This is a genomic window from Pseudomonas farris, from assembly GCF_019145235.1.
Classification (GTDB): Bacteria; Pseudomonadota; Gammaproteobacteria; order Pseudomonadales; family Pseudomonadaceae; genus Aquipseudomonas; species Aquipseudomonas farris.
In genome coordinates this window covers 148,050-162,803 of the sequence record NZ_JAHSTV010000013.1, presented here as the reverse complement: position 1 = coordinate 162,803, position 14,754 = coordinate 148,050, and the positions used below count along the sequence as shown (strand labels likewise).

Here is a 14,754-nt window from a genome sequence, read left to right as displayed (position 1 = left end):
CAATCACAGCGTAATTTTTTTCACTGTGATTGCTAATTTTTTGGCGTTAGCTGATGCGGAGGTAAATACTTCCGCGTTGGCAGGTGGTGGACTAGAAGCATGTACATGACCAGCAATCTGTATGTTCATTTGCTCAATCAGTTCAAGCAGATCACACATCACTTGAAATAGATTAGTGTCCTCGGACCCGATCCAGTTCTTTGGCGCCTGCATCCGCTGGCTGATCCCGGCCACGCTTTTGCGCAAGCCCTGGATTTTCTCCTGCATGTCGCCGCCTACCGTGGCGTTGTGCTTCTGCCCCACCACCAGGTTCAAGTCGCGACCGGTCGCCTGGTGCAGATCGTCCACGGCCGCCAGGCTCGCGGATCCGCCCGACAATAGTTTCATGGCTCCCAGGGCTTCGATCTTCTTGATGCCACCCACTGACTCGGTCGAATGGTCGTCGATCGTCTGCGTGTGGCTCTGGAACTGCTCGCGGTTGTCCAGGGCTTCTACTTCGCGCTCGATCGCCTTGTCCTGGATCTTGCCATCGGTCTGGCGCAACCAGTTGCCATCGGCATCGACGCGCTGCTGGGCGGCCTCGCTGTGCTGCCACACCTGATCGCCTTTCGGCACCTTAGGCATGCTCAGGCCGTGGGGCAGGATCGTCTGGATATAGGGCTTACTCGGCAGGCCATAGGCGAAGCACACCACCACTTGGGTGCCCTCCTCCGGAAAGGCATATAGGCCCATTTCCTCGCCACCGGTGGGCAGCGGCAACGGCACGCCGGCGAGCTGGGGCAGCTGCGGATCGGGTTCACCGTCCGGGCCGAGAACTTCGATGTCCACGGCATAGCGCGGCCGGAAGTCGTCGCAGATCCCCGCGCCGGCTGGGGCATCGGCCACGGCCACAACCCGGGCAAAGCGCGGTAGGTGGTAACCACCGGTGAGTTCAGGGAATTGCCGCTCTACGCTGCGGCGGATTGCGTCTTCCATCGGATGGCCATCTGGTCATTGGCAAGGGCCACACTAGTGATCCGCTCGCCGTGGTTGATCGTTGCACCTGGCCGCAACCCGGGAAGGGCCGCGACCATCGCGCTTTGGTTGCCCTGGTAGCCGTCGAACAGCTCCGTGGGGATCTGGAGTGGCGCACGGGCGCCGAAGAAACTGTCGGCCCAGCTGCCGGCAAACACTTCGCCGTTGCCCAGCTGGTGCCAAGTGAAGTCCGGAATGTTGAACACCCGGGCCAGGCTGTCCATCGCCTGGTAACCAGCGGCCAGGCTGTAAAAGAACGGCGCCTTGACGCTGGCGTAGGGCCGATCGGGGACACGAAAGCGCAAACCGGTCTGTTCGCTAACCTCGGCCAGCACGGCGCGCAAATCAACATGACGCAGGTTCAGCGGCAGCGGGTTAGCCAGGACGGCGGCCAGCTCGCGACAGAACAGCACCTGCTCGACGCCATTGGCGGCGGTGCAGCGCTCGACGTAGCCAATGAAGTGCCGTTGCAAGGTGCCTTCGTTGTAGCCGATATCCAGCGTCACCAGACCTTTCACCGGCACCGCGGATTGGATGGTGAATGTCGCCCGCCCGGGGCTGGTGGCGTCCAGCCGAACGTCGTCTTTCACCAGGGCGATCGGCGCGCTATTGATTGCCAGAATCTTGTGCAGCTTCACTTCGGTTCACTCCCGCCCAGCCACTTGTCCACGCGGCCCAGCACCTTTTCAAAACCGCTCAGCGCCGGGTTGTCGCTGCTTGCATCCGTCGCGCCACCACCGTCGCCGACCGCACTGCCCGGGGCGCCTTGGGCGTTGACCTTGTTGCCGGCGCGTCGGCCTTCGACCTTTTCCGGGTTCGACTCGCGCTCGCTCAGCGTGAACTGGACCAGCCAGGCACGCAGCGAATCGTCCTCGCGGGCGCTGATGCCGTCGGAAAACTCCACCTGGCGCACGCCGAAGACCTCGGCCGAGTCGTTGACGACGCGGTACAGGTGCAACTGGCCGCCGCCGGCGGTGGCTTCGGCCAGGCGCATCAGATCGACCAGCTGGGACTTATCCACAAACGGAATCATCAACGAGACGGTCAGCGTCTTGGGCTTGAACCCTTTGTGGGCCTTGTCGGTGTTGCTCGTCTGGCCGGACATGTCGCCGCTTTCAATGCGCAGGTTCGCGGTCACCTTGAGGTTCTTGCCCTGGACCTTGTGGCCATCAAGTAGCAGCGTCATAGGCCGACCAGCTCCTGCACAAAACTCAACCCTTCTTTCGAGCCGACCAGCATCAGGCCGGCGCACAGCACCCATTCGTGCCCCGGGGCATCGCCGGCCAGCAGCTCGCGCCGCAACTCGCTGACGTTGCCGGGGCCGATCAGGCGCGCCCGCATACTGGTATCAGGGTTTCCCCCAGCCAGCAGGTTTTTCAGGTCAGCCAATTGCTGGTCCCGGCCCTGCTGCTGGGCGGCTTTGCGGGTCGCCAAAGCGGCCAGATCGCCCAGCGGAGAGCTGTCGGCCGCGTAGCTCTCCAGCACCGCCAGTTGGCCGGCCATGGATTGCTTGGCAGCCTTGACCACCGTGCAGCGCACCAGGGGTAGCGCTTGCCAGCGTGGCAATGGTCCGGCGCCGGGGATCTCCCACTTTTCGGTTTCCAGCTTCACCAAGTGCTGGGCGCGGCGCTCCGTGCGCACCAGGTCGGGGATCGGCAGCAAGGCGTTGAACCGCGCCAGGCTGCTGGCCAGCTGTTCCAGGCGCGTGCCCAGGAACAGAATCGACAGCGCGTATTGCGGCCCGCCCGGGCGCCCGGTGTCGGTGACGTCCTCCAGTTTCTTCGCCAGATGCTCGAGCACATTGGGCGCGGACAAAAAGCGCTGATACCCGCGTCCCTGGCCGATGCCGCTTTGAAACGGCGTCACCACCAGGCACGCCGGGGCCTGGCCCAACTGCTCGGCCAAGGCCGCACGGCCGGCGGCGATCGCGCCTTTGGCCGCGTCACCGACCGGCCCCGGGTTGGTGCTGGCCAAACCCTCAAGGCCGGCCAGGCGCTGGGCCGTGTTGACCAACTCGCCGCCGGCCAGATCCTTGGCGGCCGTCAGGCCTCCCATCCATTGCGTGGCTTGTTCTGGCCAGCGCATGGTCACCGGCGCCCAGGTCATGTCGGCGGCGTCCAAGTGATGGCTTTCATGGCCTTCAGATCCTTGTCATCCAGGGCTTTGGCCAAGGTCTGCCTGAGGCTGTCGGCGTGCTGCATGGCGGCCTGTTTGAAGCGCACCAGGTCCTGACTGACTTTCTGTAGCTGGGCGATGGTATGCGGTCGAAAGGCTTTCACCTGGTCAACGTCATAGCAGGGATAGACGTCATCCAGTCCCACCAGCAGTTGGCCGTTTAAATCCACCTGGTCGTCGATCGCGCTGCTGTAACGGTGCACCTCTCCCAGCGCATCCGAACTGAAGCCACCGGCGACGTACTGGCTATACGCGGCGCCGATCGCCTGCTGCTTGGTGTCATACAGCGCGGCCAGCACGGCGTCGATATCGTCGACCCATTCGCCGTCCTTCCAGATCTGGTTCGGCCCCGGCTTTTTCAAAGTGAAGCCGGCCGGGAGCGGATCAAATCCTTCCAGGGTTCGCGGCTCACCGGTGTCGATGCTGTAGACGACCACACCACCGAAATAGTCCACCAGTTGCCAGGCCTGGCCATTCCACCAGGCAACTTTGTGTTCAGGGATCGCCGGTGGCGGGGTTTCCACACAGCCACCGGGAATGAGGTACACACCTGGCTCCAGAGGCGATTCGTCAGCTTCGACCGCACCAATGAAAATGCCCAGGTGGTCCGTCTGGTAGACGAGTTTGTCAGTCATGATCGATCTCAATACTTGATGCAGAAAAGAAGGGCCACGTTCTTCGGACGGGTTTCGGCACCGCCTGTGGCGGTGACTGTCAGGGCGTGAGTATGGTTACCCCCACCGCCAACGCCGACGTTGTGCGCGTGGTTACCGGCGGCGCCGATACCGACGTTGTGGCTGTGGGACCCGCCCCAGTCCGTGGGGGACGCATAGCCGTTGGCACCGTTGGCTGTGGTGATGTTGGGGCCACCGCCACCTACGTTGCTGTTTAAAGCCCGGAAAATGCTGTGCTGGTGATTACCTTGCGCGTCTGTCCACGCACTATGAGCGTGGTTGCCCTGGGCGTCCGTCCAAGCGGAGTGAACGTGATCGCCGACTGCGGCGGCCGTGGCGGAGTGGGCATGAGATTGCAGCAGCATTTCCTGATAGGAACCAAATACCCGGGCGGCATCCACTCCACGACTGTCGTCCCAACCTCGAAGGAACAGCCCTCGTAAATCGGGCACGCCGAAAGTGGTCACCCCATCACCCGCTCCGAACACGGTGCCGATACGCGCAAAGAGACTCGCGAAGGTGGCACGGGATACCACCGCGCCGTTGCACTTCAGCCAGCCGGACGGGGCCGTGTTCATGGCGAACCCGCACACCATGCCGGTCATGGAATCTCCAACCTGCTGTTGCAGCTTGTTCAGTGCTGCGGTGGTGGCCAGAATGTTGCTGCTGTTGGTCGTTGGGTCGTCGCTCTTGGCGTTGGGCAAGTTACCCAGATCCACGTCTTCTTTCGTTGTTGCCCGGGCGCGCAGCTGTTCATAGTCACCGTTGCGCGCGGCCAGGTACTGGATCAATGCACCCGGAATAGGCTCAGCCGTCCGCAGATCGGTGATGGTGGTCGACGAGATAAAGTCGGCGATCGGTACGCAGTAGTGGCGAGCGCCGGCGGCGTCGGTGTAGTCCGTCTGATCGCCATACACCACTTTCCAGCTGGCCACCCGATCGTTGAGCTGGCGTTCCAGGCAGACATCCAGCCAGATTTTGCCCACGGGAATAACGCCCATGACCGGTGACGGTTCGCCCAGGGCCACCCGAACGCCTTCGATGTAGGCCGTTCCCGGTCGCAGCTGAAAGCCGGTCGCGGTCTTCTCAAAGGTCAGCGAGCCGCCGAAAAAACAGGCGCGGCCGTACAGGTTGCGATTGCTCAGGCGCTCACGTTCATCAATGCCGGCCAGGCGCACGGTAAAGTCATGCTGCCAGGTGCTGGCGTCGATGGTGACACCGGTCAGCTCCAGGGCGCCGTCGAATGCCACCAGGAAGTTGCGGGTGACGTTGTTGCCGATCTGCAGCGGCGGAATGTTCTTGCGCTTCTGCTGCAACGGCACGGAGGACACCGCGAACAGCACGCCTTCTTCGTCCTCGAGGCCGACCCAGTTGAAATCCCAATCGCCAATGTCCGATCCCAGCTGGGCGCTGTACACCACCTGGTTGGGATTCACGTAGCCGGCGTTTTGCGCCGGGATGGTGTAGACGTGGACGATCTGCTCCACCGGTGGCTTGCCGGCAGCGCGATCGAGCGGCGCCACCGGGTCCAGCCCGGGTACATTGGCGAAAATGAATTTGCTGATAATCAGCGGCTTTTTCTGGCTTTGCTTCAGGGCAATCTGGCTTTCGCCGGCCAGGGTGATATTGGCGCTCACGGTGCGCTCCTACAGGCTGGCAACCAGCGTTTGCTGGTCGTCGTTAAAGTCGATCAAGGCGATTTGCAGCGCCACGGGGGTGATGGTCACGAAGTCGTAACGCCGGCACGTGCGGCCGTATTGCTGGATCAACACACGCAGCAATTCCGGGTTCAGTGACAGTTGTGCGTTGCTGAATTTGAGCAGCACCACGTCCCAATCCCGATCGGGCTGGCGCTCCTCGATCTCGACGTAACCCACGCCCAGGCGCTCGAAAATGCGCTTCATGCCGGCGGTGCTGCCAGCGTCCACGGAGTTGATAAAGGCGTACTTCACCCGCAGCCGAAACAAGGCTTCGGGCTCGCCTTTGAAGCGCGTGACGTCGCGCTGCCAGGCCCACAGTTCCAGGATGGTCAGGTGGCAGGTGTCGGGGTCGATTTGCAGGTATGGCCAACGCAGCCAGCCGGTGACGGTTTCCCACCAGGCTTGCGCAGCGGCGGTCAGCTTCGACAGTTCGGTCCCTTCCAGCCAGAACGGCAATTTGAGCTTGATCACTTCATCAGCACCGTCAGTTTGTCGATCCGGGGAATGGACAGCGCGCTGACGATGTCCACCATCGGGGTAATCCTCAGCGACTCGATGCCGGGAAACTGGCCGTGCAGTTCCTCGGTCAATCGGCTGAAACTGAACCGCGACTGTGGGTAAGTGAGCGTCGGTTGATAATCTCGGGGCGTGCTCTCACGGAACGCCGCTCGCACGAACAGCTCGATTTCACTTTGCAGATCGATCACCTGGGCAGGCGTCAGATTGGCCCGGGGCCAGACGTTGAACAGCAGGACCACCGGCACTTCGGGCATGACCATGGCCAGTAGATCATCGCCATGGCCATGGTTGCCATGGTCGCGGATGTGCGCGTTGATTTGCTCCAGGTAACTGTCCGCCGGCACACCGGCATCAAACAGCACATAGGCGTTCGCACTGCCCGGCCCCCGGGGCGCACCGTGTTCGAAATACACGCCATCGGGCCGCACACCCGGGAAGGCGGAAATCATGGCGCGATACACCGCGTCGGTGTGCCACTGGTTGACCGCCGAAAACTGGTTGCGCACACGCAGGCGCAGCTGGTCGTTGGGCTCCGAATCCGCACCCGGTGATTCCAGCCAGCCGTCCCTGTTCACCACCTGGACAATGCCCGGTACCGGAATGGGCAGGATCGCGTAGTAACCCGGTGCCAGGTTGTAGCCGCTGCCGGCTTCGGTCGCCTCCACCGGCACCTCCAGCTGCAACTGCCCCCGCTGAAAGGTCGCAGCGGCCGTCGTGGTCAGCTGGTAGACGTTGCCGTTGATCGCAGCGGACTGCACCACAATGCCCTTTTCCAGCTCCATCACGCCGTCCGGCGTCGCCCGGGTAAACAGCAACGTACCCCGGGCTTTGGTCGCGCCCTTGCGCTCGACGTTGACCGCCCAGGCCAACATGTCCAGCCAGGCGTCCACCGCCGTTTTCACAAAGAAGTTCGGCAGCACGGTCAGGCACAGGAAATCCAGCAGCCACAGCACCGGCTTGGTGACCAGGGCTGTCATCACCCGCCAGAACGGCGAATAGCTGCTGGTGTTGGCGACCTTGGCGCCCTGGGCTTCGACCTCCTTTTCCCAGGCGGCTTTCAAACCGGCCTCGGTGGTCGGGATGCCAGCGTCGGCGATCACCTGTTTAAAATCGACCTCACTCACAGGCTTACCTCGATCAATCCGAATTTCAGGGTTTTGGCGGTGACCAGGTACTGACCTGGTTCCAATTGCGTGATGCGCGCAGTCCCGGGCACCAGGCGCTCGTCAGCCTCTACCAGCAGTTCCATCTGCTGAATGCAGTCGCGTTGCCGCAGCCGATCACGCTCAGCCACCAGCGTGACCAGCAGCCCGCTGTCGCGGATCATGTGCGCGATGTCCTGGGCGATGCAGGCGCGGTCATCGATCAGCCGCGGCTGATTCGAAGGGTCCAGCGCCAGGTCGTTGTCGACGATCAACAGGTCCACGTACTCGCTCATCCGCCCACCGCCATGGCGACCATGTTTTCCATCTCCAACGGATTCATCGGTTTGCTGTTTTGAATGGTCATGTTCTCCACATGCACGCCCTTGTTCTGGCTGCTGCTGTTGTTCTGGATGCTGGTCAGCAGGCCGCCAGGCGGCACCGCTGTCGGTCGCGTTGGGGAAAGGCTGGGGATGGCCGCGTTGATGGTCTGCTGGGCTTTCTGCGCGGCGTTGGCGGTGTCGGAAGCGTTGGTGGCCACGTCGATGCCGGGCACTTCGGGCATGCCGCCGAAACGTGCCTCGATGTTCACGCCGGGGATGCTGTTGATCATCTCGATCAGGCCATTGATGGCCTTGGTGAAGATGCCGACGATGCTGTCCCAGGCGGCTTTGGCCATGCCGGACCAGCCGGCCATGGAGTTAAACCAGTCGGCCAGCTTCTGGAATTTCTCGGCGACAAATTGGAACGCGGCCGTGTTCATTAGGGCCGACGTCCATTCGTCCCAGTAGTAGACGGCGGCGGCCACGATCGCGATCAGGACGGCAATGCCCATCACGATCAAGCCGATAGGGTTGGCCGTCAGGGCGACGTTGACCAGCCAGATCGCGCTCTGCCACAGCAGCATTGCGCCGCGAATGAGTGCCAGGCCGGCACTCAACGTATAGATCACGGCGACGTAAGCCAGGATCGCCAACTTCTGCAGAATGAAAACCGCCACGGTGCGCAGGCTCAGCAACTGGACGACTTTCCAGACGGTCAGCAGCCCCAGCCAGGTCAATTTCGCGATGCCCACCGTCAGGGTCAGCAGAGACATAGCGCCAATAATCGTCATGATAGTCAGCGCGGTGATGCCGATCACCCGGGTGATGTTGGGGAACAGCTGCGACCAGCGCACCAGCGTTTTGCCGATGTCCACCATCTTGTTCATGAACGGCGACAGCACTGGGATCAGCACCTGACCAAACGCCACGCGCATGACCTCGACCAGCGATGCCCACTGTTGCCAAGGATCGACCATGGCCTGGGCCATCTGTTCGGCATTCTCCAGACCGCGAACCTTACTCAGCTGCTCGATGCCGTTGCGCAAGCGGCTGGTGTCCTTGGCCAGTGCGCCAATCACCTGGGCGCCTTCACCGCCGAAGGCCTCCATCAGCTTGGCCCCCGCCGAGGCGCTGGTCAGGTCGCCGAACTTGCCCTGGAGCTTGTCCAGGATGGTCATGATCGGCAGCATCTTGCCCTGCTGGTCGGTGAACTGTATGCCCAGCTTTTCCGACGCCGCACCGATGTTCTCGAAAAACGCTTTGTAGCGGCCGCCGGCATCGCCGCCTTCCATGGTGCTGCTCAGCGTACCGATCACCGCCATCTGTTCGGCCAGGTCTACTCCCGCCGTTGTCGCAATCGCGCCGGCCTCCTTGAAGGCGTCTTTCATGGCGGCGCCGCTGGTACGGAATAACTGCACCGCCAGCGCCGTCTGCCCGCCGAGTTTTTCGACCCACGCGCCTTTGCCCATGGCGTCCGCCTGGGACTTCTGCAGGTTGTAAAGGGTGCCGACGTATTCGCCCATGGTTTCGGCATCAGTTTTGGTGGCCTTGGCCAACAGGTTGCTGGTGTTGGTGAAGGTCGCCAACTGATTGCCAGCCAGCCCTTTGATGGCTCCGTCGATCAGGTAAGCCGACGCCACAAAGTCCTTGGCGTTCTCGCCGTAGTTCACCGCGAACTCCAGCGACTTGCTGTTGAGCGCGGTCAGCGCGTCCTCGGCGACGCCCAGCGATCGGACGTCTCCCAGGGCGCGATTGACCTCCAGTGCCGGCGCCATGGATTGCTGAATCCCGACCACCGCCGCCGTCAGACCGCCCAGGCCAAGGCCCATCGTTTTGATGTGCTTTTCGCTTTGCTCGGCAAGGTCGGAAAAACCCATTTTCACCTTACCCAGAGGCGCGGTGACCTTGTCGGTCAAGCTCAGGATGAAAGCCAGGCTGGCGCTACGGTCTGCCAATGTCGTTACCCGTTCAGCGCAAGGGCGATGCCGTTAGCCACGGCCATCTCCATGCGTCTCCAGTATTCGTCCTCCAGCCACTTGGCCGTGCCCATCACCTCAGGCGTGGGCTCGGCTCCAGGCAGCCAGCGGTTCGTCAGGGCCATCAGCTGGCCCAGGCCGTTTTCGGTCAGGCGCTCAGCGTGGCCGAGCGCTTTTTTACGATCACCTCAACCTTCGGGCCGTACTCCTCGAGGAGCGCACCGGCAAGCTGCATCACCATCACCGGGTTACCCAGCAGCGGTTTCAAGGTGGCTTTTTCTTCCTGCTTGACGGTGGTCATCAAGAGGTTGTTGCCCGGGGCGACCTTGTTGGTCTGGGTCAGCGCGTTGAAGTACTTGGTCACATCCGCCGGGGTCAGGCTGAAGGTGAATTCCTGCTCGCCGACTTCCAGGGTGATTTCGGTGTTCTGTTGGCTCATGGGGTAGCTCTCTTGTTGAGGTTGGGAAAAGTGTTGCCCTGGTGCGCTGGCGATCGCTGGCACACCCCAAGGGCGTATTGCTGCAGACCGAAAACCATCTGCCGGGTCAGGGCAAGCTGATCTAGGAGGGTGTGATAATCCGGTCGAGCGTCTGCTGCAAGTTCGGCGGTTCCTGCATCAGCCACGCGGGCGGCGCCGGTGGTGGCGGGCACTGAGGCGGGACAGGTGGCGCGGATCCGCAACCGCTTAGTGCCATCGTCAACAGCGCGGCGCAGGTTTTGGTTTTCAGTGCGGACATGGGTCAACTCCGTGGTGTTTTTCAGGTCGATCGCATCCCGCTCGGCGAGCATTTCGCCGCTGATGCGGGCCGCTTCACGCAGACCTTTCACTTCCGATTGCACGCTGCTCAGGTCTTTCAGCGCTGCATCGCGCTGATCCACAACCCGGATGAACCAATACAAGGGCACCAGGGCAGTAATCAGCATCACTATCAGGGCGAGTCGGAACGGCGAAAGGGTCATTTCAGGCACAGCTCCATTTCGGCCAGCCGGCGGTTGTGCAGGCCTTGAACGAACTGCTTGCGGCCACTGGCGTCGGTGACGAACGCCCACACCGGCGTCTTTCCATCCGGTGCCCAGGCCAAGGCCTTGCAGCCTTCGGCGATGCGGCCGGCGTTGATCAGCCCCATCGCCCGACTGGCGCAGGTGCTGGGCACGCCGACGTTGTGCCCGTGGCTGGTCAGGGCGTCGAACGTGTTCTGGCCCACGTTCGGGTTGGTGATGCAGTCGGCGAGCTGCAGCTGACTTTTGCCGATCACCAGCTGCTCAACCTCGGCGCAACGAGCGTCCGACCAATAGTCACCGACCACCACCGGAAACGGGCTGGTGTGCCGGGTGATGCCCTTGCACACAGTTGGCAACCCACGGGCCAGGTTGTCCGCGTAAACGGTGTTCCGTCCCTGCCCTTCCCAGGTGCCCAGGAACGTCAACAGCGAAGCGCTGGCCAGCGCGATCGCACCGGCTTGAATCCGTCCGCGCAGGCTCATGGGAACCACACCCGCAGGAGCGCGGGCACGGCCATCTGCAGCACGGCCCCCACTAGCGTCAGGATGGTCAGTAAGCGGCCCACCTTCGCCCCGATGTCATTTACCGCCACCGTCAGCGTCTGCTGGCCGGCGTTGAGTTCCGACAGCTGACCTGCCATGTGTTCAAAACCCTGCTCCAGCTTGGTGACGCGCGTTGGTACGGTTTCGTGCCGACTTTCCAGCTCACTCAACCGGTGTTCGAAAACGGCAAATTTCTGTTCCAGCGATCCGAGGCGTACGGCTTCAGTCGTCATCAACGATTACTCTTTTCGTGGACCGTCTGGCACGGGACGCACCGCGTCATGCCGCCCAACGCCTGGCGCGCCGGCGGGATCTCTTTGTCGCAGTCCTGGCAATGGGTCAGGCTTGGCCCGACCGGCCTTGGCTGCTGCAGCTGGGCCTTGATCGCCTGGTCACGTTGGCGTTGCTCCAGTTCCTGGGCGCGGTCGAACCAATCCACCATCAGCGCAGCCCCTCGATCTCTGCAGCGTCGAGGTAAGGCACGCCGTTGATATGGATAAAGTCCGGGCTGGTGACGTCGAACGGCACCTTGTGTTTGCTCTTCTCGCCGCCCTTGGGATCGATCGCCAGCAGGCTGGACACCTTCACCTTGCAACCGAAGGCCTCGACCCGCAGCTCCTCGTCTTCGCCGGCCTTGGCGAAGAACACCGCGTCAAACGGTTTCAGGGCACGGAAGCTGCCAGCCGATCGCGCTGCATCGATCAGCAAGTTGAAGTTGGTGGTGTCCAGCTCGAACTCGCCGGCCGCCGCCACGTCGCCATCCACGAAGCCATCCGGCACGCCCCGGGTTTGCGCCACTGCCGAGTTGTCGGTGATGTCCAGGGTGCAGTTCTCGACGTGCAGCGACAGGTCGCCCAGGCTCACATCGAAGTTCTTGCCGCCAATTTTTGCCATGGCGCGTTACTCCGTTTTGTCGGTGGAAAGATCGAGGGCGATGTTCGCCGTCAGGTCTTTCGGGCAGTTGAGGGGTTTGAGCTTTATGTAGGCCGCGACCTTGGTTTTGCTCAGCCAGCTCAGCACCAGATCACCGTCTTTCGGCGGCTCGATGTCGCCGGGGAACACCTCGCCGTTGAACGTGATGGACTTGGCCATCGCCCGCAGGGGCGCCATCAGTTGGTTGGTGTTGACCGCCATGCTGTTGGGGGTGCTGTTCAATCGGCGATCGGCCACGCGGCGGATCAACAATGGACGGATGAGGCGCGCCGCCTTATCGGTGATGCGCAGGTGTTCAACGACCTGAAAGTCACTCGCCGGGGTGTCGAGCATGTTGCCGTCGCCCCAGTACACGCCCGGGTAATCGGGATAGGTCTGCGACACGGAGAAACGCGCACGGTCCAGTTCACTACGCACCGCCGACGACAGCGGGATTTTGTCGGCATCGATCGGCACCGGACCGAGGCCCAGCACTGGGCCAGTGGCCACGCGCATCGGGCTGTCGGCAATGCTCACGGCAGCCTTCGCCAAGCGACCAGCCAGCACGCCCAGGTCATTGCCGTGCAGTTGCGGCACCGGCAGGACACGCGGCGCCGCCAGGTCAGCGACCAGGGCTTTTTGCTCGGTGACGTATTGCGCCCAGGTTTGTTGCGCGGTGATGCCCACAACCGCCGCCATCACGAACACACGGCGCCCGTAGGTGTTGTTCAGTGCAATCGCGGCGTCGTGCATCTCGGACAGCTCGGCGGCAGTGGTCACCGGCTTGGTGATCACCACGGCTTCCACCGAGAAACCTTGCTGCTGGGCTTTTTCCAGGGCCTCGGACCAATTGCCCTCGGCGCCGATCGGAGCGGCCACGCACGCCCAGCGCTGACCACCGTTAAGACGGGCAGCAGTGATTTGGGTTTTCAGATCGCTGGCCTGGACGCCCAGGGTGGCGTCCAGGTCGCTGTCGGTGTTCAGCGGGATGAACTGGCCGACGTTCTTGCTGGCCGGACCGATGAAAAGGAAGTAGCGCTCAATCTCTGTAACGGCACCCTGGCCCAGATTGAGATTGTCGACGGTGACTTGACCGAGTGCCATGCAGTGCCTCGTTAGCGGGGTGAATGTAGGATTTGTTGCAACACCTGGTTAACCAGCAAGCTGGTGTCGCGGTCGGTGTTGACGCCGATGAACTGGCGTTTCGGGAGCGTGATTTCCCAGCTTTGTGCGCCAGTGGACTCGCTTCGCTCGTCGTCCAGAATGCGGATCAGCAGCCCCGCCTTGGCGTAGTTCACATGCTCTTGAATCCACGCCACTGACGGCCGGGTCAGCGTCTTTTTGCCCGCCTGGCGCACACGAAAGCCCAACCGGCGCAGGCGCTTGGCCTGCTTGTCGGTGGCGGCCAGACCGGGTGGTGTTTTGTTCCAGTGGCGCATCTGCGCGGCGGTACGGCGTTCGCTGACGCCGTGGTGCTGCTGCGCGGCGACCCAGCGGGTCAGCGCGTTTTTCCAGCCCAGTTCGGCTTCGTCGGCGCTGACGCGGGTCACCACCATCAGCTTGGCCAGACCGGCTTCCATCTTCTTTTTGCCCTTGGCCGACCCCTTGCGCGCCTCGAACGGCGAGCCGTCCAGGTTCTGCTGATCGCGCACGCGCTTGCGGCTCATGGTCCGTACACGCTTGGTCACGTTGTTCAGTAGGCGCCGGCGCAGTTGTGGCGGCAGGCTGAGCAGTGCCAGTTGCTCACGCACGCCCAGGTAACCGCGTGCATCGAGTTCGAAGGTGCTACGCCCCGCCATGGGTAGCCACCTCGCCGCGCTCAGCGACCCACAGGTCAAACGGCACAAATGCCCAGGTCTTGCCAAAGGCCTGGATCTCGCCGGCCGGGTCTTCGGCCAGGTATTGCGGCTCGACGAATTCCAACGTGATTTCCACGTCGAACAGATCATTGTCCAGCGGCTCGACGGCGAACTGCGCCGCCGGCAATTCGTGCCGATCGCGCTCTGGATCGTAGGTTTCCAGCCAGCTGCCGATCAGGGCCATCAACCGTGCCGGATGGTCGGCGAAGCGCTCCAGGACAATTGCAGCGCGATAGCGCATGTCGCCCAGGTGCATGCCGTCCACGTCGGGCTTCCAGACCAGGTTGAGCGTCACTTGCTCGGTCCAGCTGTCGAGCTGTTCAGGCTCGACCAGGCGGCGTTCCAGCAGGTAGGCGGTCAGTTTCTGCAGCTTGGTCATAGCAGCACCGCCGTAATGCGGCCACGGCCCTGCAGGGCGCGCACGGCCTGCTGACTGAAAGCCAGAAATGTGTCTTCACGCTCCGGCGCTTCCTTGCCAGTGTTCTCGGCACTCTCGCGACGGGTCACGGTTGGAAACTGCTGCAGCGCGCTGGCCTTGGCGCGGCAGTACACAGCGCGTTTGTATAACTTGGCCTTCAAGGCACGCTCAGGCAGCAGCGTGGAATCCGCAGACTCGACGTTGGTGATGCCCACGGTTTGCCATCGGGCTTTGAGTTTGGCCAGGTCGACGTTGACCTCGGCCATCGCGATGCTCAGTGCGTCGGTCAGCAGCTCGCCCAGGAATTCCGCCGGCAGGCGGTAACCCTTCTGGAACTCGGACACGGAGAGGTTCGGCCAGAAGCCGTCGTTCTCGAGCGTCTGTTCCACAAAGGTGGTGGGTTTGCCTGAAAAGCTCATTGCTGGCCGCTCAAATTAGGGCGGGGAGACTGTTTTTCGTGGGGCTGGCCATAAATGGCAGACACACGTCCACAGTTCC

The 14,754-nt window shown here is 62.5% G+C and carries 21 protein-coding genes; all 21 read right to left on the bottom strand.

What is annotated here, in order from left to right; all coding sequences use genetic code 11:
- Window positions 1-3: 3 nt before the first annotated feature.
- From KVG95_RS25170 to KVG95_RS25070, 21 genes are read right to left on the bottom strand one after another with little or no spacing between them, the layout of a single operon-like run.
- Window positions 4-975, bottom strand: a complete 972-nt coding sequence (locus KVG95_RS25170) for a hypothetical protein (RefSeq protein WP_217858320.1) — start codon at window positions 973-975, stop codon at window positions 4-6.
- The gene (locus KVG95_RS25165) at window positions 948-1,652 is read right to left on the bottom strand and encodes a hypothetical protein (protein WP_217858319.1); all 705 of its coding nucleotides are present in this window, start codon (window positions 1,650-1,652) and stop codon (window positions 948-950) included. Before KVG95_RS25165 ends, KVG95_RS25170 begins: the two co-directional genes overlap by 28 nt.
- On the bottom strand, window positions 1,649-2,200 hold the full coding sequence (locus KVG95_RS25160) for a baseplate complex protein (RefSeq protein ID WP_217858318.1): 552 nt from the start codon (window positions 2,198-2,200) through the stop codon (window positions 1,649-1,651). The genes KVG95_RS25165 and KVG95_RS25160 overlap by 4 nt, the downstream gene beginning before the upstream one ends.
- Window positions 2,197-3,120: a hypothetical protein gene (locus KVG95_RS25155; protein WP_217858353.1), complete on the bottom strand. Its 924-nt coding sequence runs from the start codon at window positions 3,118-3,120 to the stop codon at window positions 2,197-2,199. Before KVG95_RS25155 ends, KVG95_RS25160 begins: the two co-directional genes overlap by 4 nt.
- Window positions 3,117-3,824 carry a DUF4376 domain-containing protein gene (locus tag KVG95_RS25150; RefSeq protein ID WP_217858317.1) on the bottom strand — a complete coding sequence of 236 codons (708 nt, stop codon included), beginning with the start codon at window positions 3,822-3,824 and terminating at the stop codon, window positions 3,117-3,119. The genes KVG95_RS25155 and KVG95_RS25150 overlap by 4 nt, the downstream gene beginning before the upstream one ends.
- An 8-nt stretch (window positions 3,825-3,832) precedes the next feature.
- On the bottom strand, window positions 3,833-5,500 hold the full coding sequence (locus KVG95_RS25145; RefSeq protein ID WP_217858316.1) for a phage tail-collar fiber domain-containing protein: 1,668 nt from the start codon (window positions 5,498-5,500) through the stop codon (window positions 3,833-3,835).
- Window positions 5,501-5,509: 9 nt separating this feature from the next.
- Window positions 5,510-6,034, bottom strand: coding sequence for a phage tail protein (locus KVG95_RS25140; RefSeq protein ID WP_217858315.1), 525 nt, complete (start codon window positions 6,032-6,034; stop codon window positions 5,510-5,512).
- On the bottom strand, window positions 6,031-7,206 hold the full coding sequence (locus KVG95_RS25135) for a baseplate J/gp47 family protein (protein WP_217858314.1): 1,176 nt from the start codon (window positions 7,204-7,206) through the stop codon (window positions 6,031-6,033). Before KVG95_RS25135 ends, KVG95_RS25140 begins: the two co-directional genes overlap by 4 nt.
- Window positions 7,203-7,520, bottom strand: a complete 318-nt coding sequence (locus KVG95_RS25130) for a DUF2590 family protein (RefSeq protein WP_217858313.1) — start codon at window positions 7,518-7,520, stop codon at window positions 7,203-7,205. Before KVG95_RS25130 ends, KVG95_RS25135 begins: the two co-directional genes overlap by 4 nt.
- Window positions 7,517-9,502 carry a phage tail tape measure protein gene (locus KVG95_RS25125; protein WP_217858312.1) on the bottom strand — a complete coding sequence of 662 codons (1,986 nt, stop codon included), beginning with the start codon at window positions 9,500-9,502 and terminating at the stop codon, window positions 7,517-7,519. The genes KVG95_RS25130 and KVG95_RS25125 overlap by 4 nt, the downstream gene beginning before the upstream one ends.
- A 5-nt stretch (window positions 9,503-9,507) precedes the next feature.
- Window positions 9,508-9,648, bottom strand: a complete 141-nt coding sequence (locus tag KVG95_RS25120) for a DUF6890 family protein (protein WP_162842852.1) — start codon at window positions 9,646-9,648, stop codon at window positions 9,508-9,510.
- Between the two features lie 23 nt (window positions 9,649-9,671).
- Complete coding sequence (locus tag KVG95_RS25115; protein ID WP_217858311.1) at window positions 9,672-9,962, bottom strand: putative phage tail assembly chaperone; 291 nt, start codon at window positions 9,960-9,962, stop codon at window positions 9,672-9,674.
- On the bottom strand, window positions 9,959-10,483 hold the full coding sequence (locus tag KVG95_RS25110; protein WP_217858310.1) for a lysis protein: 525 nt from the start codon (window positions 10,481-10,483) through the stop codon (window positions 9,959-9,961). Before KVG95_RS25110 ends, KVG95_RS25115 begins: the two co-directional genes overlap by 4 nt.
- Window positions 10,480-11,007, bottom strand: coding sequence for a lysozyme (locus KVG95_RS25105; RefSeq protein ID WP_217858309.1), 528 nt, complete (start codon window positions 11,005-11,007; stop codon window positions 10,480-10,482). The genes KVG95_RS25110 and KVG95_RS25105 overlap by 4 nt, the downstream gene beginning before the upstream one ends.
- On the bottom strand, window positions 11,004-11,300 hold the full coding sequence (locus KVG95_RS25100; protein ID WP_095633054.1) for a hypothetical protein: 297 nt from the start codon (window positions 11,298-11,300) through the stop codon (window positions 11,004-11,006). Before KVG95_RS25100 ends, KVG95_RS25105 begins: the two co-directional genes overlap by 4 nt.
- Window positions 11,300-11,509, bottom strand: a complete 210-nt coding sequence (locus KVG95_RS25095) for a TraR/DksA family transcriptional regulator (RefSeq protein WP_095633053.1) — start codon at window positions 11,507-11,509, stop codon at window positions 11,300-11,302. Before KVG95_RS25095 ends, KVG95_RS25100 begins: the two co-directional genes overlap by 1 nt.
- Entirely contained in the window at window positions 11,509-11,961 is a 453-nt protein-coding gene (locus KVG95_RS25090; RefSeq protein WP_095633052.1) for a phage protein, read from the bottom strand. The genes KVG95_RS25095 and KVG95_RS25090 overlap by 1 nt, the downstream gene beginning before the upstream one ends.
- A gap of 6 nt (window positions 11,962-11,967) precedes the next feature.
- Window positions 11,968-13,083 (bottom strand): DUF2586 domain-containing protein, encoded by a 1,116-nt coding sequence (locus tag KVG95_RS25085; RefSeq protein WP_217858308.1) that lies wholly within the window; start codon window positions 13,081-13,083, stop codon window positions 11,968-11,970.
- Between the two features lie 11 nt (window positions 13,084-13,094).
- Window positions 13,095-13,778 carry a phage virion morphogenesis family protein gene (locus KVG95_RS25080; RefSeq protein WP_217858307.1) on the bottom strand — a complete coding sequence of 228 codons (684 nt, stop codon included), beginning with the start codon at window positions 13,776-13,778 and terminating at the stop codon, window positions 13,095-13,097.
- Window positions 13,765-14,217, bottom strand: a complete 453-nt coding sequence (locus KVG95_RS25075; protein WP_217858306.1) for a phage tail protein — start codon at window positions 14,215-14,217, stop codon at window positions 13,765-13,767. Before KVG95_RS25075 ends, KVG95_RS25080 begins: the two co-directional genes overlap by 14 nt.
- Window positions 14,214-14,675, bottom strand: a complete 462-nt coding sequence (locus KVG95_RS25070) for a head completion/stabilization protein (RefSeq protein WP_217858305.1) — start codon at window positions 14,673-14,675, stop codon at window positions 14,214-14,216. The genes KVG95_RS25075 and KVG95_RS25070 overlap by 4 nt, the downstream gene beginning before the upstream one ends.
- Between the last annotated feature and the right edge of the window lie 79 nt (window positions 14,676-14,754).

What these genes read in the sequence shown, in the direction of transcription:
- KVG95_RS25110 (WP_217858310.1), bottom strand. Translation starts at nt 10,483, where the DNA reads ATGACCCTTTCGCCGTTCCGACTCGCCCTGATAGTGATGCTGATTACT.
- KVG95_RS25150 (WP_217858317.1), bottom strand. Translation starts at nt 3,824, where the DNA reads ATGACTGACAAACTCGTCTACCAGACGGACCACCTGGGCATTTTCATT.
- KVG95_RS25090 (WP_095633052.1), bottom strand. Translation starts at nt 11,961, where the DNA reads ATGGCAAAAATTGGCGGCAAGAACTTCGATGTGAGCCTGGGCGACCTG.
- KVG95_RS25080 (WP_217858307.1), bottom strand. Translation starts at nt 13,778, where the DNA reads ATGGCGGGGCGTAGCACCTTCGAACTCGATGCACGCGGTTACCTGGGC.
- KVG95_RS25100 (WP_095633054.1), bottom strand. Translation starts at nt 11,300, where the DNA reads ATGACGACTGAAGCCGTACGCCTCGGATCGCTGGAACAGAAATTTGCC.
- KVG95_RS25075 (WP_217858306.1), bottom strand. Translation starts at nt 14,217, where the DNA reads ATGACCAAGCTGCAGAAACTGACCGCCTACCTGCTGGAACGCCGCCTG.
- KVG95_RS25130 (WP_217858313.1), bottom strand. Translation starts at nt 7,520, where the DNA reads ATGAGCGAGTACGTGGACCTGTTGATCGTCGACAACGACCTGGCGCTG.
- KVG95_RS25115 (WP_217858311.1), bottom strand. Translation starts at nt 9,962, where the DNA reads ATGAGCCAACAGAACACCGAAATCACCCTGGAAGTCGGCGAGCAGGAA.
- KVG95_RS25095 (WP_095633053.1), bottom strand. Translation starts at nt 11,509, where the DNA reads ATGGTGGATTGGTTCGACCGCGCCCAGGAACTGGAGCAACGCCAACGT.
- KVG95_RS25105 (WP_217858309.1), bottom strand. Translation starts at nt 11,007, where the DNA reads ATGAGCCTGCGCGGACGGATTCAAGCCGGTGCGATCGCGCTGGCCAGC.
- KVG95_RS25170 (WP_217858320.1), bottom strand. Translation starts at nt 975, where the DNA reads ATGGAAGACGCAATCCGCCGCAGCGTAGAGCGGCAATTCCCTGAACTC.
- KVG95_RS25070 (WP_217858305.1), bottom strand. Translation starts at nt 14,675, where the DNA reads ATGAGCTTTTCAGGCAAACCCACCACCTTTGTGGAACAGACGCTCGAG.
- KVG95_RS25120 (WP_162842852.1), bottom strand. Translation starts at nt 9,648, where the DNA reads ATGGCCCTGACGAACCGCTGGCTGCCTGGAGCCGAGCCCACGCCTGAG.
- KVG95_RS25160 (WP_217858318.1), bottom strand. Translation starts at nt 2,200, where the DNA reads ATGACGCTGCTACTTGATGGCCACAAGGTCCAGGGCAAGAACCTCAAG.
- KVG95_RS25085 (WP_217858308.1), bottom strand. Translation starts at nt 13,083, where the DNA reads ATGGCACTCGGTCAAGTCACCGTCGACAATCTCAATCTGGGCCAGGGT.
- KVG95_RS25155 (WP_217858353.1), bottom strand. Translation starts at nt 3,120, where the DNA reads ATGACCTGGGCGCCGGTGACCATGCGCTGGCCAGAACAAGCCACGCAA.